The organism is Streptomyces sp. NPDC090442 (assembly GCF_044769405.1).
Taxonomy (GTDB): domain Bacteria; phylum Actinomycetota; class Actinomycetes; order Streptomycetales; family Streptomycetaceae; genus Streptomyces.
Map to the genome: position 1 here is coordinate 42,989 of NZ_JBIVXW010000034.1, position 19,217 is coordinate 62,205.

The following is a 19,217-nucleotide window of genomic DNA, read 5'->3' on the forward strand; positions in this document are numbered from 1 at the left end:
GACACAGACACCGTCCCAGACACAGGCACAAAAGAAACAGCCGCCAGACCAGGTCGTGACCTGTCTGGCGGCTGCTCGTCGACTACCGGCTGCCGAGCGGACGGGAGTGGCTCAGGAGACGAGCGCCCCTTGTTCCTCAGACCGCTGCCCCGGCAACCCGGTCGACTCCGACTCCGCATCCGAGCCCGCTCCGGCCTCGCCGCCGATTACGGGATCGGGGGCCGTCAGACCCTCGCGATGGGCCTGAACGCCGGCGCGCACCGCCCAGAAGTAGAAGCCCAGTGCCGACACCCCGACCAGCGCGATGTCCACGCCGCCGGGAATCACGCCGCGGCCGCCGAACTCGGTGCTGCCCAGGGCCGACAGCGCCGACAGCCACACCAGGAAACCGATCAGCCACCAGGCCGCGGCGAACTGCCGGGCCAGGTTCCGCTCGCCCCGGCGACGCAGCACCAGGGCCGCGATCGGCACCGAGACCAGCACGAGCAGGGTCACCTTGCCGGTGTTGGGCCACTTCGACCAGTACAGGGCGCAGGCGGCGAAGGCGAAGGTGATCGGGCAGAGCACCGAAGCGGCCGGCAGGCGGAACGGTCGCGGCAGCTCCGGCTTGGTCCGGCGCAGCACGCCCACCGCGATGGGGCCGATCAGGTACGAGACGACCATGGCGGCCGAGACGACGCTGGCCAGCGCCTCCCAACTGTGGCCGATGGTGAGCAGCAGGAGCACGGAGACGCCCAGGTTGACCCACATCGCGGGGCGGGCGGTGCCGTAGCGGGGGTGCACCTCGGCGATCTTCTTGGGGAAGAAGCCGGTCTCGGCGAGGTTCTGCGCCATGTACGAGGCCGAGGCGACGTTGGCGATGTTGGCGCCGCACGGCGAGATGAACGCGCCGAACTGGAGCAGGGTGACGACCCAGTGCAGCATCAGCAGCTTGGCCAGGTCGGCGAAGGGGGAGGCGAAGTTGATCCCGTGCCACCCGGCGGCCTCGGCCAGCTTCTCCGGCGGGACCGAGCCGAGGAACGCGACCTGGAGGGCGAGGTAGATCACCAGGCCCAGGGAGAGCGCGCCGACCAGGGCGAGGGGGATGGCCCGGCCCGGGTTCCGGGCGGCACCGCCGAGGTTGACGACTGCCTGGAAGCCGTTGAAGGCGAAGATGACGCCGGAGGTGGTGACGGCCGTCAGCACGGCCGACCAGCCGTTGGGGGCGAAGCCGCCGTGGTTGGTGAAGTTGCCGGTGTGGAAGCCGGAGGCGAGCAGTGCGATGACCGCGAGCACCGGGATGGCGAACTTCACCAGGGTCAGCATCGTGTTGGCCTTGGCCAGCAGGGCCACCGACCAGTAGCAGGCGAACCACAGGGCGAAGGTCAGGAACAGGGCCATCAGCGTGCCGGTGGCCGTGAGGCTGCCGTCGGAGACCAGACCCTTGGCCCACCCGAAGCTCCAGGAGGACATGTACTGGGTGCCCGCGATCGACTCGATGGGGATCAGGGAGGCGATCGCGATCCACACCGCCCAACCGCTGACGAAGCCCAGCACCGGGCCGTGCGTGATCGAACCGAAGCGCGCCATCGCACCCGGCAACGGGTAGGCGGCGCCGACCTCGGCGTACGACATGGCGATCATGCCGATGAAGACGGCGCCGATCACCCAGGCGACCAGCGCCGCGGGGCCGGCGACCTGTGCGGCCTGTCCGGCTCCGAAGAGCCAACCGGAGCCGAAGATCGACCCCAGCCCGATCATGATCAGGGCGAAGAGACTGAGGTTTTTCTTGTTGGCCGCGCTCATGTCCATGGCGGGCTACGTCCGTTCTGCTGTGCGAAGAGATCCAGACACACCTTAAATGAACTTTTTCGCATTTCCGTTCGTGCGTTGCACCACTAGCGATTATCGATTATCGATCAAAACTCAGAACCCCAGTCACTGCCTGGCTGGCCAGGTGGCGTTTTGGCCTGCTTTCCTGGGGCGGTGTCGCCGATTCACCCCGTAAATGGCAGGCTGTCCCGCTGCCTGGATCCGGCGGTGTCGAGGTGGCCGGAAATCGCTCAAAGATTCGATTTATGGGAAATGTGGCCCGCCGCGAGCCTCCTCGTGAGCCGCTGCCAGGCCCGGAGCGCGAGGTGCGACGCCTGGCTGCACCGCTCCGCAAGCCGCAGACGGGACCAACTGTCCCGCTCGGACACACGAGTTGCGACCGAGCGCCCGGGGCGGCCCCTGAGCGGTTCGGTTGCCTGGCCGAGCGCCCCGTTGGGCCCGCTGCGCCGCCGAGTGCCCCGCTGATTGGATCTTGCCCGTTCGGGTCCGGCATGCTGATCCAGCACGTCATCACCGGTGCGATGCCGTCGTTGTCCCTGGGGCGAGTTGTGGGTGGGTACAGAGGCATGGGTGCGGATGCGTTCGTCGCCGCGGTGCGGAGCGGGGACGCCAAGGCAGCGTTGGCGCTGCTCGATGCGGGGGCCGACCCCGACACCGTCGACGGGGCCGGGACTCCGGCTCTGTGCCTGGCGGTGGACGCCTTCGACCTGCCGGTCGTCGAGGCGCTACTGTCGGCGCCCCGCCCGGTCGACCTGAACCGCGCCGCCGCCGACGGCCGTACCGCTCTGCTGCGTGCGATCGACGGCGGCGCCTGCGAGATCGCATCCGTGCTCGTCGCCAACGGAGCAGACCTGCGCCTCGCCGACGCCGAGGGGCGTAACGCCCTGGACCTGGCCCGGTATTGGCATGTGACGGGTGCCGAGGCGGAACTCCGTCGCAGGAGCGGCGCGTCCGAACCGGTCGAGCGCGAGGCGGTCCGGGACGGGTGGGGGAACGACTGCACAGAGCTGTCGCTCGGCGGCCTGACTGTCCGCAACGGGCACACCTCGATCCTCACCGAGTTGGAGCCCAAACACGGGATCAGGCGGTCCTTCGGAGAGCTGAGGGACCGCGCTCTGGCCGAGCCGGACATCGACCAGCCCGTGTGGTCGGCAACGACGCTCGCGCTCTCCACCCGGCAGGACCCGTCGGTGTGGGCTCAGGCAGCCGCCCTGCGGAACCGTCCCGACCCGCTGGAACGCCACTTCGGCGCCGAGATACTCCGCCTGGTCAACCTCTTCGACGAGAGCGACGACGCGCCCTTCGACGGCCCGCTCGTCGACCTCTTCCTCCCCTGGGTGGCGCGCGAAGCGGACTCGCGGGTCATGCGGGCCCTGGCCGCAGGCCTGGCTGAGGCGGTGGATCTCCGGGCCGAGCAGCCGCTGCCGGAGCTCACCCGGCACCACGATCGCGAAGTCCGGAGATGGGCCGTCTCCGGACTTCACTGGGCGGTGGGGCGAGGGAACCCCGAGGCGCTGACCGCGGTCACGGCCCGCACGCGGGATGCGGAGGCCACGGTGCGCGAGGGAGCCTGCCGGGCGCTCGGCAAGGCCCCCGAGGAATTCCCCGGCCCGTCGGATGCCCTTGCCGCGTGCCTGGACGATGACGACGAAGCCGTACGGGTCCGAGCGGCAGTCCAGCTCGCCCTCCGCGACGACCCCCGCGGCGACGAAGTGTTGCGCGGCCTCGACACCACCGACGAGGACTCGCCGTACCGCTGGGACCTGCTTGACGTATGGCGTCACCGCCGGGCGCAGGGAACCGCCGACTGAGGTGCCCGTCACCCGAGTCGGGCGAGGGCGGCCGCGCTCGGGGTGCCTGGTTCCGCGGTGTAGAGGACCAGGCGCAGGTCGGTGCCCGGCAGGAGCAGGGTCTGGCAGTCGAGGTCGAGGTCGCCCAGCTCGGGGTGGTGCAGGAGCTTGCGCAGCGTCGGTACGGGGCGTACCTCGTGGTCGCGCCAACTGGCGGCGAAGTCCGGGCTGTGCGCGGCGAACTCGTTGACGAGCTCGCCGAGTACGCGCTCACCGGGGTGCCGGGCGCTGGCCGCGCGCAGTTGGGCGGCGGACTGCCTGGCGAACTCGCCCTCCGCGCCGGCCGGTGCCGAGCAGCGCGTGCCGCCCAGCCGGAGGGACAGCCGCACGGTGTTGCGTTCCTCGGCGGGCAGCCGCCCGAAGTCGGTGAGCAAGGCGGCCGCGGCGGCGTTCCAGGCGAGGATGTCCTGTCGCTCGTTGACCAGGTAGCCGGGCATCGGCCCGAGCCGGTCGAGCAGTTGACGGGCGTCGGCGGGCACCGGTGTCTCATCGATGTCCGTGGCTGTGCCCGTGCCCGGCGGGGTCTGGCCGGCCAGGCGTGCCAGGTGGTCGCGTTCCTCGGCGGTGAGCCGCAGCGCCGTGCCCAGTGCGGCCAACACCCGCGGGGACGGGTGCGGTGCGCGGGCCTGTTCCAGGCGTTCGTAGTAGTTGGTGGAGACGCCGGCCAGGGTGGCGACCTCCTCGCGGCGGAGTCCGGGCGTGCGTCGGGCGCGCCGGCCCGGCGGATGGACGGCGGTTGCCGGCATCTGCTCCGGGCGCAGGTCCTCCCGCCGGCGGCGCAGGAAGTCGGCCAGTTCACCTCTGCTCACCGGGTCAGGTTGGCACAGCGGCGCGCGGCTTAACCAGGGACCGGCAGTCCGGGGATCAACCGTCCGTTCCCCAGCGGCGGGCGCGCGCTCAGCCTGGAACGGTCACATCCCGCCGAACACCGGAGGACCACCGTGCCAGGCACCCCCGAGGAGACCTTCCGCCGGCTGCTGGACCTGCTGCTGGCCAAGGACATGACGCCGTCGCCGACCTGTGGGCGGAGGACGGCACCGCCGCGTTCCCGTTCGCCGTGGGGGCCGCGCCACGGCAGTTGGCCGGACGGGAGGGGATCCGCGCCTATCTGGCCGGCTACCCGGAACGGATGGACGTGCAGGCCGTACCCGTGGTCGCCGTCCATCGCACGGGAACGGCCGGACACCATCGTGGTGGAGTTCACCGCCGACGGGCTCACGGTGCGCACCGGCGCGCCCCACCGGCTGGACTACATCGCGGTGATCACCGTCCGGGACGGCCTGATCGCCCACTACCGGGACTACTGGAACCCGTTGGCCGCCGCCTCCGCGGCCGGCCGCCTGCCCGAACTGCTCGACTCGCTGCGCTCGAAGGCCACGCGATGACCGGCGTACTGATCACCGGAGGCACCGGCAAGACCGGGAGCGCGCTGGCGGAACTGCTGCGCGGCAACGGCGTACCGGTCCGGGTGGCCAGTCGCCACCCGTCGGCCGACGCCCCCGACGCGGTGCGGTTCGACTGGAACGACCCGGCCACCCACCGGGCCGCGCTGCGCGGGACGGACCGGGTCTACCTGGTGCCTCCGCTGCTCACCGTGGATCCGATGCCACTGGTGGGGCCGTTCCTGGCCGAGGCGGAACGGCTCGGTGTGCGCCGGGTGGTGCTGCTCGGCTCCGCCGCCGTACTGCCGGACGCCCCCGGCCCGTTGGAGCTGGCCGACCGGATGCGGACCCGGCCCGGGTGGGTCGTGCTGCGGCCTTCCGGGTTCATGCAGAACTTCCTCAGCCCGCACCCGTTGGGCGAGCGGATCCGGCGGCACGGCGAGATCCGCACCGCCGCCGGCGGCGGTCGGCTCGGCTGGATCGACGCGCGGGACATCGCGGCCGCCGCCTCCGCCCTGCTGACCGACCCCGACCCGGAGTCCGACGACCGGCACGACCACCTGCTCACCGGGCCGAAGGCGCTGAGCTACCAGGACGCCGCGTCGATCCTGACCGCCCACACCGGTCGGCCGGTCCGCGTACTGCACGTCGAGGTCGACGAGTTGGCGCACCGCCTGCGGGCATCCGGCATGCCGGCCGAGTTCGCCGCCGCCCTCGCCGCGGTGGACGCCGACATCAGGGGCGGCCGGGAGGACGCGGTCAGCACCGCGGTCCTCGACCTGACCGGCCGCCCGCCCCGCCCCTTCGCCGAGTTCGTCCGCGACCACGCGACGCAGTGGGCCAACGGCGGGTTGCCTGGGGGCTGATGATGACGGAAAAGGTATGGATCGCGTCACGAGGAAGAACGGGGCGCTGGCTGTGGTCGGTCGCGTCAGGGTCCTCTCGGAGCTCCTCAGGGTCGCTCGGTCCGCCCGCGCGGCCTGATCGCCGGTGCCGTCCCGTCTGAGGAGTCCGGCCGGCGGCCCGGGCGTCGAGGGGTCCGGGCGGGTGACCTCGGGTGATGGCTGCGGATGCGATCACCGGGGTGCCTGCATAGCGTCGTCCGCGTGGCCGCGCGTCGTCCGCGGGAGGGGAGCGCGGGGCGTGCGGGCGCGGGTGTGCGCCGGCATGCGCGCGTGGGGCCGGACATCGTTGCGCTGAGGAGATGTGTCATGCCCGCTCGTACGCTCAAGGACAAGGTCGTCGTGGTCGGCGGGGCCTCCAGGAATCTGGGTGGCCTGATCAGCCGGCATCTCGGCGAGCACGGCGCGAAGGTCGTGGTGCACTACAACAGCGACTCGTCCCGTGCCGACGCGGAGGAGACCGCCGCCGCGGTCAAGCAGGCGGGCGGGGACGCGGTGACCCACCAGGCGGACCTGACGAAGGTGGCCGGCGTCGAGGGGCTCTTCGACGCCGCGATCGACGCGTTCGGGCGGGTGGACGCGAGCGTGAACACCGCGGGCATGGTGGTCAAGAAGCCGATGACCGAGACCTCGGAGGCCGAGTACGACCGGATGTTCGCGGTGAACTCCAAGGCCGCCTACTTCATGATGCGCGAGGCCGCCAAGCGCATCGACCGCGACGGCTCGATCATCACCGTCGTCACCTCGCTGCTGGCCGCCTACACCGGTCTGTACTCGGTCTACGCCGGCAGCAAGGCGCCGGTCGAGCACTTCACCCGCGCGCTGTCCAAGGAGCTCTTCGGGCGCAACATCAGCGTCAACAACATCGCCCCGGGCTCGATGGACACCTCGTTCTTCTATCCGGCCGAGACCGACGACTCCGTCGCGTTCCACAAGTCCTCGTCCATGAACGGTGAGTTGACGAAGATCGAGGAGATCGCGCCCTATGTGGTCTTCCTGATGACCGAGGGCTGGTGGCTCAACGGGCAGACCCTCTTCGTCAACGGCGGCTACACGACGCGCTGAGCGGGATCGGGGGAGGGCGGGGGTTGGGGCCGGTGTGGGGGCCGGCCCCTGGGGCGTCGGTCGGGGTGGCGGTCAGGCGACCGGCTCGTCGACCGTGTTCATGAAGTCCAGCATGCGGCGGTTGACCTCGTCGGCGTGGTCGATCTGCGGTCCGTGGCCGGTCTTGGCGACGATCTCGGCGCGGGCGCCCGGTATCAGGCGCGGCACGCGCTCGACCTGTCGCCGCGGGTGCACCAGGAGGCTCCGCTTGCCGAGTACGAGGTAGAGCGGGGTGCGAATGGTGGTCAGCTCGTCGTCGGACAGGGGGAGCGGGGCCGGGCGGCGGATGCGGTAGGCGCGCACGGCCAGGTGGACCATGGTGCGCAACTCCGGGACGACGAGCACCGGTTGCTCCAGCCAGGAGGCCAGTCGCGGCCGCAGTGCCTTCGGTGCGAACGTCGCGAAGAGGCTGGCGAAGATCCAGGCGAAGAAGCGCGGGCCCACCTTCTCCAGCCCGCCCGGGTCGAGGAGTGTGGCCGAGGCGAGGCGGTCCGGTCGGCGGTGTGCCTGGTTCAGGGCGAGCCAGCCGCCGTACGAGGTGCCGACCAAGTGGACGCGGTCCAGGCCGAGTTCGTCGAGAGCCTCGTCCAACCACCGGGCAGCGCGATCGGGTTGGTGGATGGGGGCGCGCTGGGTGCTGCGGCCGGGGTCGCCGGGGGTGTCGAGCGCGTACACCGGGCGTTCGGCGCTGAGAGCGGGGGTGTTGGGGTACCAGATGGCGGAGCAGGAGCCGGCGCCGTGCACGAGGACGATCGGGGTGCGGGACGCGGCGGCGGGGTCCGCGGGGTCGTACCGGTAGACGTGTGTGGTGCCGAAGGAGGTCTCCACGTCGGTCTGGGCGCTCGCGGGTTCCCCCAGGGCGTAAAGCGCGTCGCAGGCCGCGAAGTAACGCTCGCGCAGGGCGTCGCTGACATAGCGGCCGACGTCGGCCTGGGTGCGGGTCATGGTCTCGGACACGGCCACCTCCACGGGGTCGGATCTTCGTGATACGAACGTACCACGTTGTTGGTACGGCGGTATCATCAAGCTGGCCGGCCCGGGGCCGCCGGCCCAGGACCATGCAGTCGACCAGGGGAGACGCGACCGATGCCGAAGCGCGTGGACCATGCCGAACGCCGTACCGAGATCGCCGAGGCGCTGCTGCGGGTGGCCGGGCGGCGCGGGCTGCACGCCGTGGGGATGCGGGAGGTGGCCGCGGAGGCCGGCGTCTCGCTGCGGCTGGTGCAGTACTACTTCGAGACCAAGGAGAAGTTGCTGCTCTACGGCCTCCAGCGGCTGGCCGAGGGGTTCGGGGAGCGGGTCGCCGCCCAGGTCCGGGCCGCGGGGGACGACCCCGGGCCGCGGGCGACCATCGAGGCGCTGTTGATGGCGTCGCTGCCCACCGACGAGCCGAGCCGCACCTTCCACCTCGTCTACACCTCGTACGCCGTGCTGTCCGTCACCGACCAGGCGCTCGCCGCCCAGCCGTTCATCCGCAACCCCGACGCCGCCGAGGACACCCTGACCGAACTCCTGGAGCGGGCCCGGGAGTCGGACCTCACGCGACCCGGCATCGAGGCCCGCGCGGAGGCCGTCAGCCTGCTCGCGCTGTCCGCGGGGCTCGGCACCAGCGTCCTCGTCGGCCAGCGCAGCGCGCGGTCCGCCGCGGGGATCCTGGACCGGCACCTGGACCGGATCTTCCGGGCGGGCGGCGGGCGTGCGCTGGCGGAGCGGGTGGGGGAGTGAGGCGGGGGCGGTCGCGTCACGTCGGCTGGCAGCGGCGGTCCGCGGCCGCCGGGTAGGCGGCGGCGCAGGCCGGTTCGCGTCGAGTCACTGCTGGTGGTGGCGCCATCGGGCGTCCAGTTCCGCCCACTCCTTCTCCCACTGCGCGTAGCGCCGGCGGTCGATCAGCCGGACGCCGGTCTTCTCCGCGCCGAAGAGCAGCAACCCGGTGCCGGACGCGACCACCGTGCCGGCCACGACGCTCTCGGCCAGGGAGTCCGTCGGGGTGCTGGGGTTGCGCACCAACATCCCGTTCCGGTCCAACCACACGGTCGTCCGGTCCCCGACGTGGACGCCGGGCGGCACGTTGGTCTCGCCGGTCCGCACGGTGTGGTCCGGGGCCGTCCAGCGCACCGTCGTCCGCACCCGGTCGCCGGTGGCGCTCCCGCTGTCGATGCCGCTGATCCGGGTCGCGGGCTCCCGCGCGATCACCGCGGAGGCCGCGTGCCAACCGACGCTCTGCCGGTTCGCCGCCGCGTCCACCGCATTGCCGGCCGCCACCCCCGCGGCCGGCGCCGCGACGGCGATGAGCACCCCCGTGGCCAGCACCAACCAGGATTGCGCCACGTCCGTGCCGCGCCGGAGAGGAGCTCGGCGCCAGGGCGGGCGGGGCTTAGCAAGAGGCATCACGCACCCCCTTCGCCTGCTCTTCGAGCGTCCCACACCTGGGCGCCACCTCCCACACCACGACGGACCGCGGTCGCCGGCCCGCCCTGCGGAACGGGGCGGAACGCCCGATCGTGGAAAGTGGACAGGGGAAACATGCGCAGGCCGGGAACGGTCCTCGCGATCCCGGAGCACGATGGAAGCGGGAGCCGTAGGGAAGCCGTCGTGATCACCGCAGTGCGCCTGCCGAGGCGCCATGCCACGCGTTCGGCGAAGCCGGGGCCGCCGCGGGAGCCGCCCAAGCCCCCCGCCGGGCCACGGACCCCTGCCTGGCGGCCGTGGCTGCTGCCGATCATCCTGATCGCGGTGTTCGTCCTGCTGCTGAGCCGGCTGCACCAGCCCACGGGCGCCGCCCTCTCCTACAGCGCCTTCCTCGGCAAGGTGAGCGCCGGGCAGGTCAAGACCGTCGACATCGACGACAAGGGCGGCGTCGCCGGGAAGCTCAAGGACGGCCGGGAGTTCACCACCCGGATTCCCACCGCGCTCGGCAACACCGGGCTGGAGAACCAACTGCGCGACAAGAACATCGACATCAACGCGGCCAGCAGCAGCGGCGGCGCCAGTTGGGTGGGGCCGCTGGCGTTCGTACTGCTGCCGCTGTTCCTCCTCGGCGCGCTGTTCCTGTGGACCGGGCGGCAGGCCGCGCGCACACTGAGCGGCGGGCTCGGCGGCATCGGCCGCTCCCGCGCCAAGATCATCGAGGCCGAGCGGCCCACCACCCGCTTCGACGACGTCGCCGGCTACGAGGGCGTCAAACAGGAGATCAGCGAGGTCGTCGACTTCCTGCGCCGCCCCGAGCGGTATGCGGTGGTCGGCGCCCAGGGCCCGCGCGGGGTGCTCATGGTCGGCCCGCCCGGCACCGGCAAGACGCTGATCGCCCGGGCCGTCGCCGGTGAGGCGGCGGTGCCGTTCCTGTCGGTGACCGGATCGGCGTTCGTGGAGATGTTCGTCGGGGTCGGCGCCTCCCGCGTCCGCGACCTCTTCGACGAGGCCCGCAAGCGCGCGCCGTCGATCATCTTCATCGACGAGATCGACGCCGTCGGCAGCCGCCGCGGCGGCATCCGGCTCGGCGGCAACGACGAGCGCGAGCAGACCCTCAACCAACTCCTGGCCGAGATGGACGGCTTCGACCAGAGCAGCGGCATCGTGGTGCTGGCCGCCACCAACCGCCCCGAGGCCCTCGACCCGGCGCTGCTGCGGCCCGGCCGCTTCGACCGGCACGTCACCGTCCCGCTGCCCAACCAGACCGAACGCGCGGCGATCCTCGCCGTCCACGCCCGCGGCAAGAAACTGGCGCCCGACGTCGACTGGAACATCATCGCCCGCGCCACCCCCGGCTTCTCCGGCGCCGACCTCGCCAACCTCCTCAACGAGGCCGCCATCCACGCCGTGCGCGCGAGCGCCACCGCCATCACCGCCCACGACCTGGACAGCGCCCGGGACCGGGTACTGCTCGGACGCCGGGAGACCTCCAACGCCCTGCTCCCGGAGGAGCGCCAGGCCGTCGCCGTCCACGAGTCCGGGCACGCCCTCGTGGCCGCGCTGTGCCCGTACGCCGACCCGGTCGCCAAGGTCACCATCCTGCCCTCCGGCCCCGCGCTCGGCGCCACCGAACAACTCCCGGAAGCCGAACGGCACCTCTACAGCGAGGGCTATCTCACCGACCTGTTGGCCGTCCGGCTCGGCGGTCGGGCCGCCGAGCTCGTGGTCTTCGGCGAGGGCTCGACCGGCGCCGCCGACGACCTGGCCGGGGCCACCCAGATCGCCGGCCGCATGGTCCGCGACTTCGGCCTCTCGCCGGCCCTCGGCCCGGTCGGCTACGCCACCACCGGCGTCGTCCACCGGCTCGGCGAGGAGAGCCCCGGCGAGGGCCTGCACCGCCCCTACTCCGAGCAGACCCAGCGCCTGATCGACGAGGAGGTCGCCCGCCTGGTCCGGGAGGCCGAGGAACGCGCCGTCGCCCTCCTCCGCGACCACCGCTCGGCCCTGGACCACCTCGCCGACCTGCTCACCACCCGCGAGACCGTCGACGGCGCGGTCGTCCTCGACGTACTGCGGCAGCAGCCAGGGACGGGGACGGGCAGCGGCATCCCGTAAGGCGGGCCTACCGCCGACGGGGGTCCGCGTACCGCAGCAACGCGCCCGCGCCGCCCCGCAGTCGGAGCAGCCGCGCGGGGACGAGGACCAGCTCAGCGCCCGTCCCCACCAGGGCGCGGACCAGCGCGGCCTCCGCGCGCTCCCGGCGGACCGCCCGCACGCCGTACGACCGCAACTCGCCCTCGGTCAGCGCCAGTTGAGCCGGATCCGGCCCCGCCCACAGGCGCAGCGAGGACGCCGAGCGGCGCCGGTCGTCGAGGAACAGCGCCCTGACCTGGCCGCGTTGGAGCGCCGCAACGGTGCCCGACACCCCCTCGACGGCCGCCCCGCCGCGCGCCCGTTCGGCGAGGAACGCCCCCACCAGGGCCCGGTCGTGGGCGGCCAGGCACCCGCTGAACAGCCGGTCGAGCGGGCGCTCCAGGAGGGCCCGCCCGGGCCGCGGCGCGCCGCCCGCCTCGACCGTCGTGACCCGGTCGCGCAGCCGCGCGGGGAGCCGGTGGGCCAGGATGCCCCGCGCCCAGGTGTCGCCGGCGAGCACCAGCGTCTCGGCGTCCAGTCGTTGGGCCTGGGCCGCCAGTCGTCGACCGATCCGGCACGCGACGCGCGGCCAATCGGCCACCGGGACGCGCTCGTCGAGCCGTTCGCCGGGCGTCACCCTGGTCATCGGCCACCGACCCGCCTCGCACTCGACGTGGACGGTCGCGTCGGCATCGGTGGAGTGCCGCCCCGTGTAGTGGACGTACGCGGCCAAGTACGGTATCTCCGGCGCGTGTTGGGCGATCAGGGGCATGGCGTCGGGCAACGCCCCGAAGTGCGCGGTGTCCTGGGCGGGCGGGGCCGGGAGCTCGTCGTGGAGCACCAGCGTGCCGTGCGCGGTGAACAGGGCCTGTCCGTGCGTGCCGGGCACCTCGGCGTCGGACCCCACCGTGCCGGCCACCGCGGTGATCGATGCCGCATCGGCGCCCTCGGCCACCAAGGCGTCGCGCAGTCGCCGCCACCGCAGCGCGAGGGCGGCCTCCGGATCGGCGACGGCGCCGTCCCGGGAGGTGTCCAGGTATACGGAGGCGAACGGGCCCGGCTGTTCGTAGAGCGGTTCGAGGAAGGTAAGTCGCATCGCCACCACCACGACGGCCGGCCCGAGGGAGCGGCGCCGCGGCGGGCCCCGCCCCTCGTCTCCAGCATGCGCCCCGGTCCGCCGTCGCGAGTGAGAATTGAGGTGAGGGCATCCGTGCGCGCGTGGGTCCTCGTACGGGCCCGCGCTCCGCTTCGAGCCGGAAGTGAGGTCCCACGATGTTCTGGTACGGGCACGGTGGCGGCGCCTTGGGGTGGCTCGCCGTCACGGTCGGCATGGTCTTGTTCTGGGCGCTGGTGGTCACGGTCGCCGTACTGATCTTCCGCGCCCTGGTCCGCCCAGGGGCGTACGGCAGGGGCGGGGAGAGCCGTGGCCACCCCGATTGGCGCCCGGGCGGTCCGTCGCCCGGTGGGCCGGCCGGGGCGGAGCAGATCCTCGCCGAGCGGTACGCCCGCGGCGAGATCGAGGACGAGGAGTACCAGCGGAGACTGGCAGTGCTCCGCGCACCTCACGGCGGCCCGACGCCACCGGAGGCACCGGGCGGGTGAGGCGGCGGTACGCACCGACGCCGCTCGCGCCCACCGACGACCGGGGCCCGTCCTGCACCTCCCCGTGGCCGACCTTCCTCAGTGCAACTCCGCCTTGAGGACCACGATCACCAGGCCGAGCACGAGGTTCACCAGGGCCGAGGCCACCACCAGGCGGCGCGAGGCGCCGGCGCGGATCGCGGCCGTGCTCGCCCAGCCGATCTGCTCGGCCACGGCCACCGCGAGCGCGAACCACGCGGTACCGGGCAGGTCCAGCCCCAGCAGCGGGCTGATCGCCACGGCGATCGCCGGCCCCAGCGCGGCCTGCGCGATCGGCCACTCATGGCCTGCCACCTGCGAAACCCTGGTCCAGGTCAGATGCCGGTACGAGGCCAGTTCGCCGACGAGCCGGGCGTAGACGTGCGCGATCCAGAAGACCAGGCCGGTGACGACCAGCAGCAGAACGAGTCCGGGCCGGGGGAACGGTCCGAACGCGGCGGTACCGGCCACCACGGAGGCGGCCTGGAGGGAGCCGTAGACCGCGCCCCCGTAATCGGCGTGGGGCGCGTGCGGCTCGTCCGACCGGGCGCGAAGCCCCTGCTCGCCGTCGTCCGCCGGGCCTTCGGTGCCTGTGCCTTCCGCCATGTCCAAAAGGATCACCGGGGACTTCCCGGTCCGCACGGCGGGCCCGCGGGGGCGTGCGGACCATGGGGGTGAACGTCCCGGCGCCTCAACGGGCCGAGGCCGTCACGCACCGTCCTTGGGGCCGCGGGGCACGACGAAGTCGGTGAGCTCCGCGCGGCCCGGCGCGAGGTCGGCCCACCCGCCGGGCAGCGTCAGCACCGCGAGCGCCGAGGTGGGGAACTTCTCCCGGGCCCGCGCGAGCGCCTCGTCGTCCCCGCCGCCGGTGAGCGAGACGACCAGGTCCTGCACGCCCGGCAGATGGCCGATCAGCAGCGCCGTCCGGCACCGTTCCGGAACCGTGCGGACCAGCTCCAACAAGGCCGCCCCGCTCGCCTGGTAGACCCGCGGCTCGAAGACCACCTCCGGGACCGGATGCACGGCAAGCCCCGGACAAGGCGGCTGGGACGTCGCGGAGGGTCGGAGTGCCTGCGGAGTCTGGGATGCCTGGGGTGCCTGCTCCTGCTCCGTCGTGCCGAGTTCGCCGGCGACCCGTGCCCAGGTTTCGCGGGTGCGGCGGGACGTCGAGCAGAGCACCACGTCCGGGGCGCAGTGCTGCTGCCACAGCCAACGGCCGGCCGCCGGGGCGTCCCGACGGCCCCGGCCCGCGAGCGGACGCTCGTGATCGGGCACCCCCTCCGGCCAGGCGGATTTCGCGTGCCGCAGCACGATCAAGCGGGTGTGCGCACTACCGGGAACACTCAACGAAGAACCGCCCTCACGCCAGGGGAACCAACCTCAGGAGAACCAACCTCAGGAGAACCGGCCCACGCCACAGAGCCTCTGCCGAGCCGGCGCTGCCCGCACATTACCCCCGGAGTTCGATCGGCAGCCGTGTGGGCGCCCCAGCGCGCCAGGCGGAGCGGAAGGCCCGCTCGGGGCACCAACCAGGCGTTTACGGCTGACACTTGACGTGTTGCGGCGGGTACCTGAGACGGTGAGTGCGCACGCCCAACGTTCCACCAGTCCACGTAAGTTGGCGTGAATTGACAGCTCATCAGAGGGGATTGCCCGTGAACACTCCGGCCACCGCAGGCGCGAAGACCGGCCCGATCGCCACCGCCTATGTCGAGGTCAACAACGCGAGCATCGCCAACGTCGGCAAGTACGTCCTGGCCTCGAACGGCGCCCAAGTCTTCGACATCGGCATCGTCTTCGCCGCGAACATCAACTCCGACGGGAAGAACGCCTACCTGTCCTTCAACGAACGGGTCAAGGCGGTCCTCGACAACGCCGCCAAGGAGATCGCCCCGCTCCAGGCCAAGGGGATCAAGGTCCTGCTGTCCGTCCTCGGCAACCACCAGGGGGTCGGTTTCGCCAACTTCGCCGACGAGGGGGCCGCGAAGGCGTTCGCGTCGCAGTTGGCCAAGGCGGTGACCACCTACGGCCTGGACGGCATCGACTTCGACGACGAGTACGCGGACTACCCCACCAGTGGCTCAGGGCAGCCGAATGCCTGGTCGTTCCCCTACCTGGTCAGGGCGCTGCGCAACGAACTGCCGAAGGACAAGATCATCTCCCTGTACTTCATCGGGCCCGCCTCGCAGACCCTGTCCTACGACGGGATCGAGGTCGGCGACCTGCTCGACTACAGCTGGAATCCGTACTACGGAACCTGGGGCGTGCCTGCCGTGCCCCATCTGGACAAGGCGCACCTGGGCCCGGCCGCGATCGACATCCAGAACACCTCGGCGGAGGAGGCCAACGGCCTGGCGAAGCAGACCGTTGACAACGGCTACGGCGTCTTCAACACCTATAACCTTCCCGACACCGACGCCAGCAAGTACCTCTCCTCCGTCACCAAGCCGCTGTACGGCAGCGACGTCACGTACCTCGGGGGCTCGGCCTAGGCGTCCAGTTCGACGTCGGTGAGGGGGACGGACTGGCAGGTGAGGATCTGGTCCTCGGGCAGGTCGTCGGCGGGGGCGACGAGGTGGGCGACCTGGCCGCGCAGGAGCGGAACGGCGCAGCTTTCGCACTGGCCGAGGCGGCAGCCGTTGGGGAGGGCGAGCCCCGCCTTCTCGCCGACTTCGAGTAGGGTGCCGTCCCCGCTGGTCCAGGTCAACTCGCGCTGCGAGCGGGCGAAGCGGACGGTTGCGGTGGCGTTCGCGGGGAGGCCGACGGTGCGTGGGGTGGCGTGGAACCGTTCGGCGAAGATGTCGAACTTCGGTACGCCGCGCGCGGTCAGCCCGTCGGTCAACGCGTCGATCATGTCTTGCGGGCCGCAGAGGTAGAAGCGGGCGCGGCGGCGGATGAGTTCGGGGTCGATGTGGTGCGCGCCGATGCGGCCGGTGGTGGTGTGGTGCTCGCCGGACCGGTCCGTGGCGTCGGGGCGGCTGTAGTGGTCGATCACCGTGAGTTGGGGGATCGACCGCTGCAGTTCCGCGATCCGGGCCGCGTAGGCGTGGGTGCGGCGGTTGCGGTTGCCGTAGTGCAGGACGACCCGGGGCACCGAACCGCCGTCGGCCGCGAGGGTTTCGAGGTAGCCGAGGAAGGGGGTGATGCCGACGCCGGCCGCGAGCAGGACCACCGGCAGGTCGTGGTCGGTGGGGATCGCGAAGACGCCGGAGGGGGCGGTGACGAGCACGCGGGTGCCTGGGGCCAGGTCGCGGTGGACGAGGGGGGAGAGGGTGCCGCCGTCGACGCGTCGGACGGCGAGGCGGTAGGTCCCCAGGGCGTCGTCGCGTGCCGGACCGGTGAGGGAGTAGGCGCGGGTGGTGGTGGGGCTGCTTGTCTGGGCGAGGGTGATGTGCTGTCCGGGGCGGAAGGCGGGGAGCGAGCCGCCGGTGGCGGGACGCAGCAGCAGTTCGCGGATCTCGTCGGTCACCGCATGGGTCGTGTCGACGATGAACTCCCGTGCGCCGTCCCAGGATTGGGTCGGTACGCGCCGGAGGTCACAGGCGGTGGCACGCAGCGGCACCGAGCCGCTGACCGGGTCGTGCGCGGTGTCGTCGATGAGGAGGTTGTAGTTCTGTTCGCCGTCGACCAGGGGGTCGGAGCCGGGCAGGGCGAGGTCGGGGGAACTCTGCCACCAGCCGTAGTCGGCGAGCACGGTGTCGGGGTGCAGGCCGGGCTCGATGCGGGCGCGCATCCGGACGGTGGCGTTGCGGGTTCTGATTTCCACCAGGTCGTCGTGGCCGATGCCGCGGTCGGCCGCCACCTGCTCGCCGATCTCGACGAGGGGTTCGGGGTAGCGCTTGCGCAGGGAGGACAGGCCGCGCTGCTGACTGTGGCAGTAGTAGCCGTTCTTCGCACAGGTCAGGGTCAGGGGGAAGGCGGGGTCGGTGGGCGGGTCGGCCGGCTCGGGCACGGGGGAGTAGCCGTGGTCGAGGAGGCGCTGCGAGTACAGCTCGACGCGCCTGGTGGGGGTGGCGAAGCCGGCCACCCGTCCGTCGGGCCCGGTGTCGGCGTACTTCCGGTACCGCATCGGCAGCGGCACGTCGATGCCACCGGGTGCCTGGCGGAGCCGGTCCACGGTCAGGCCGAGGGGCTGGAGTTGGTGGTTCCAGGCGGCCTCGACGTCGCCGTCGAAGAACTCCGGGCCGAGGCCGAGCCGGCCGGCGAGGTCGAAGACGAGGTCGAGTTCGGAGCGGGTTTCGCCGAGCGGTTCGAGCATCCGGGGACGCAGTTGGACGCGTTGTTGGGCCTGGTGGGAGCCCTCGAAGCCGGCGCGTAGACCTTCCCTCTCCCAGGGTGTACCGGCGGGCAGGAGGAGGTCCGCGAAGCGCGAGGTGGGGTTCTCGAACAGGTCGATGTGGACGCCGAATTCGAGTTGTCGGAGGGCCTGCGCGGTGCGCCGGGGGTCGGGTTGGGACAGCAGCATGTTGCCGCCGAAGGAGACGAGGGCCCGCACCGGGTAGGGTTCGCCGTCGATGATGGCCCGGCACAGGTCGCGCGAGGTGATCCAGCCGGATGCCGGTGGGCCGAGGGGGCGTTCGGCCAGTCCCAGTGCCTTGGCCGCCTGCTCGGGGGCGAGGGGCCGGGCGGCGGGGGCGAGGGGCTGTTGCGGCAGGACGACGTTGCCGCCCGGGGCGTCGTAGCTGCCGGTGAGCGCGTACAGGGTGGCGATGGCGCGGTCGGTCTGGGTCGCGTCGGAGTGCTGGCCGACCCCGGTCCAGGTGCCGTAACTGACCGACCGGGCCGTGGCCACGTCATCGGCGAAGGCGGTGAGGGCGGCGGCGTCAACTCCCGTTACGTCGATGGTGCGTTGGAGCGGCCAGGCGGTCACGGCGTCGAGATAGCGTTGGAAGGCAGGCCGGCAGGTGAGCGTGCCGGAGGGGGTGCGGACCCGGTAGCTGCCGCGGAGCGCGAAGCGGTGCGGTGCGGTGGCGGCGAACGCCGTGTCGTAGACCTCGGGGCCGTGGCCGGCCTCGTCCCAGACGACGTAACCGGCCTGGCCGGGGGCGAGTTCGTCCGCGGTCAGGAAGCGGCCGTTGTCCTCGCGTATCAGGAGCGGGCCGTTGGTCCAGGAGCGCAGGAAGTCCTGGTCGCCGCCGTGGCGGCGCAGGACGAGGTCGGCGAGCCCGAGCGCGAGGGCCCCGTCGGTGCCCGGCCTGACCCGCAGCCAGTGGTCGGCCTGCATCGCGCTGGTGGTCCGGCGGGGGTCGATGACGGCGAGCCGGGCCCCGCGGGCGCGCGCCTCGGCGAGGGCCGCCGAGCGTGCCAGCCAGGTCTTGGCCGGGTTGTGCCCCCAGAGCACCGTCAGGTCGGTGGCGGGGAAGTCGGGGGAGGGCTGGCCGGTGCCGAAGGTGAAGGCGTGCGCGAAGTCCTTGTGCCAGTTGCAGTTCTCGGTGGCGTAGCAGATGTTGGGGCTGCCGTAGAGATGGATGAAGCGTTCCACCCACTCGATGGAGTCGCTCATCGGGGTGGCGCTGGGGGAGGTGACCGAGAACGCGACGCTCTCGGGCCCGGTGGTGTCCCGGAAGTGCGCCAGGCGTTCGCTGATCTCCGTCATGGCCTCCTCCCAACTGATCTCCCGCCAGCGGGGGTTGGGGTCGCTGCGTGGTGTCGTGCGGCGCAGCGGACGGGTCAGTCGGGCCGGGTTGCGGACGAGTTCGGGGGCGGCCCGGCCCTTGGGGCACAGTGCCGCGCCGGTGGGGTGGTCGGGGTCCGGGCGCACGCCCACCATCGCGCCCGACTCGATCTGGTAGATCGCGCCGCAGCGGGACTTGCAGAGGGTGCAGTAGCCACGTGTCTCGGCCATGAGCTTCAGGTCTCCCGGTGGGGTTGAAGGGCTCGCATTCCTCCTCGACGTCGAGCACGATACCCCTAGGGGGTATCAAGATCAAGGGTTGTGTGGTGAGACCGTTGGGCTGGGCGTGAGGTCCTGGTGTACCGGGTACAGCAGGCTTATGCGGGTGTGG

General features: G+C 72.2%; 16 protein-coding genes. 8 read left to right on the forward strand and 8 right to left on the reverse strand.

Going from position 1 to position 19,217, the window contains the following annotated elements; genetic code table 11:
- Positions 1-111 precede the first annotated feature (111 nt).
- The gene (locus tag ACIQU6_RS23795; RefSeq protein WP_403483686.1) at positions 112-1,791 is read right to left on the reverse strand and encodes an APC family permease; all 1,680 of its coding nucleotides are present in this window, start codon (positions 1,789-1,791) and stop codon (positions 112-114) included.
- A 587-nt stretch (positions 1,792-2,378) separates the two neighbouring features.
- Between ACIQU6_RS23795 and ACIQU6_RS23800 the strand changes: the two genes are divergently transcribed.
- Positions 2,379-3,623 carry a HEAT repeat domain-containing protein gene (locus ACIQU6_RS23800; RefSeq protein WP_403483687.1) on the forward strand — a complete coding sequence of 415 codons (1,245 nt, stop codon included), beginning with the start codon at positions 2,379-2,381 and terminating at the stop codon, positions 3,621-3,623.
- An 8-nt stretch (positions 3,624-3,631) separates the two neighbouring features.
- Here the strand turns inward: ACIQU6_RS23800 and ACIQU6_RS23805 are convergent, their stop codons facing one another.
- On the reverse strand, positions 3,632-4,471 hold the full coding sequence (locus ACIQU6_RS23805; protein WP_403483688.1) for a helix-turn-helix transcriptional regulator: 840 nt from the start codon (positions 4,469-4,471) through the stop codon (positions 3,632-3,634).
- A gap of 132 nt (positions 4,472-4,603) precedes the next feature.
- On the opposite strand from ACIQU6_RS23805, the gene ACIQU6_RS23810 reads away from it, so the two are divergent.
- The 3 genes from ACIQU6_RS23810 (at position 4,604) to ACIQU6_RS23820 (ending at position 7,011) form a co-directional block, all read left to right on the forward strand.
- Complete coding sequence (locus ACIQU6_RS23810; RefSeq protein ID WP_403483689.1) at positions 4,604-5,047, forward strand: nuclear transport factor 2 family protein; 444 nt, start codon at positions 4,604-4,606, stop codon at positions 5,045-5,047.
- A complete protein-coding gene (locus ACIQU6_RS23815; protein ID WP_403483690.1) occupies positions 5,044-5,910 on the forward strand; it encodes an NAD-dependent epimerase/dehydratase family protein in 867 nt (288 codons plus the stop codon). The genes ACIQU6_RS23810 and ACIQU6_RS23815 overlap by 4 nt, the downstream gene beginning before the upstream one ends.
- A 345-nt stretch (positions 5,911-6,255) precedes the next feature.
- Positions 6,256-7,011, forward strand: a complete 756-nt coding sequence (locus ACIQU6_RS23820) for an SDR family oxidoreductase (protein ID WP_403483691.1) — start codon at positions 6,256-6,258, stop codon at positions 7,009-7,011.
- A 72-nt stretch (positions 7,012-7,083) separates the two neighbouring features.
- Here ACIQU6_RS23820 and ACIQU6_RS23825 read toward each other — a convergent pair whose 3' ends face one another.
- Positions 7,084-8,013 (reverse strand): alpha/beta fold hydrolase, encoded by a 930-nt coding sequence (locus tag ACIQU6_RS23825; protein WP_403483692.1) that lies wholly within the window; start codon positions 8,011-8,013, stop codon positions 7,084-7,086.
- 123 nt (positions 8,014-8,136) lie between these two features.
- On the opposite strand from ACIQU6_RS23825, the gene ACIQU6_RS23830 reads away from it, so the two are divergent.
- Positions 8,137-8,775: a TetR/AcrR family transcriptional regulator gene (locus ACIQU6_RS23830; RefSeq protein ID WP_403483693.1), complete on the forward strand. Its 639-nt coding sequence runs from the start codon at positions 8,137-8,139 to the stop codon at positions 8,773-8,775.
- A gap of 84 nt (positions 8,776-8,859) precedes the next feature.
- On the opposite strand, the gene ACIQU6_RS23835 is transcribed toward ACIQU6_RS23830, so the two are convergent.
- A complete protein-coding gene (locus ACIQU6_RS23835) occupies positions 8,860-9,378 on the reverse strand; it encodes a hypothetical protein (protein WP_403483694.1) in 519 nt (172 codons plus the stop codon).
- A 264-nt stretch (positions 9,379-9,642) separates the two neighbouring features.
- On the opposite strand from ACIQU6_RS23835, the gene ftsH reads away from it, so the two are divergent.
- Positions 9,643-11,574, forward strand: coding sequence for an ATP-dependent zinc metalloprotease FtsH (ftsH, locus tag ACIQU6_RS23840; protein ID WP_403483695.1), 1,932 nt, complete (start codon positions 9,643-9,645; stop codon positions 11,572-11,574).
- 7 nt (positions 11,575-11,581) lie between these two features.
- Here ftsH and ACIQU6_RS23845 read toward each other — a convergent pair whose 3' ends face one another.
- The gene (locus ACIQU6_RS23845; RefSeq protein WP_403483696.1) at positions 11,582-12,688 is read right to left on the reverse strand and encodes a hypothetical protein; all 1,107 of its coding nucleotides are present in this window, start codon (positions 12,686-12,688) and stop codon (positions 11,582-11,584) included.
- Between the two features lie 176 nt (positions 12,689-12,864).
- Between ACIQU6_RS23845 and ACIQU6_RS23850 the strand changes: the two genes are divergently transcribed.
- A complete protein-coding gene (locus tag ACIQU6_RS23850) occupies positions 12,865-13,194 on the forward strand; it encodes an SHOCT domain-containing protein (protein WP_403483697.1) in 330 nt (109 codons plus the stop codon).
- A gap of 78 nt (positions 13,195-13,272) precedes the next feature.
- On the opposite strand, the gene ACIQU6_RS23855 is transcribed toward ACIQU6_RS23850, so the two are convergent.
- The gene (locus ACIQU6_RS23855) at positions 13,273-13,818 is read right to left on the reverse strand and encodes a hypothetical protein (RefSeq protein ID WP_403483698.1); all 546 of its coding nucleotides are present in this window, start codon (positions 13,816-13,818) and stop codon (positions 13,273-13,275) included.
- A 102-nt stretch (positions 13,819-13,920) separates the two neighbouring features.
- Positions 13,921-14,559, reverse strand: coding sequence for a SixA phosphatase family protein (locus ACIQU6_RS23860; RefSeq protein WP_403483699.1), 639 nt, complete (start codon positions 14,557-14,559; stop codon positions 13,921-13,923).
- A 308-nt stretch (positions 14,560-14,867) separates the two neighbouring features.
- Here ACIQU6_RS23860 and ACIQU6_RS23865 point away from each other — a divergent pair, with 308 nt between their 5' ends.
- Entirely contained in the window at positions 14,868-15,704 is an 837-nt protein-coding gene (locus tag ACIQU6_RS23865) for an endo-beta-N-acetylglucosaminidase H (protein WP_403483700.1), read from the forward strand.
- Here the strand turns inward: ACIQU6_RS23865 and ACIQU6_RS23870 are convergent.
- Positions 15,701-19,057, reverse strand: a complete 3,357-nt coding sequence (locus ACIQU6_RS23870; RefSeq protein ID WP_403483701.1) for a molybdopterin-dependent oxidoreductase — start codon at positions 19,055-19,057, stop codon at positions 15,701-15,703. The two genes, ACIQU6_RS23865 and ACIQU6_RS23870, sit on opposite strands and share 4 nt — an antisense overlap.
- Between the last annotated feature and the right edge of the window lie 160 nt (positions 19,058-19,217).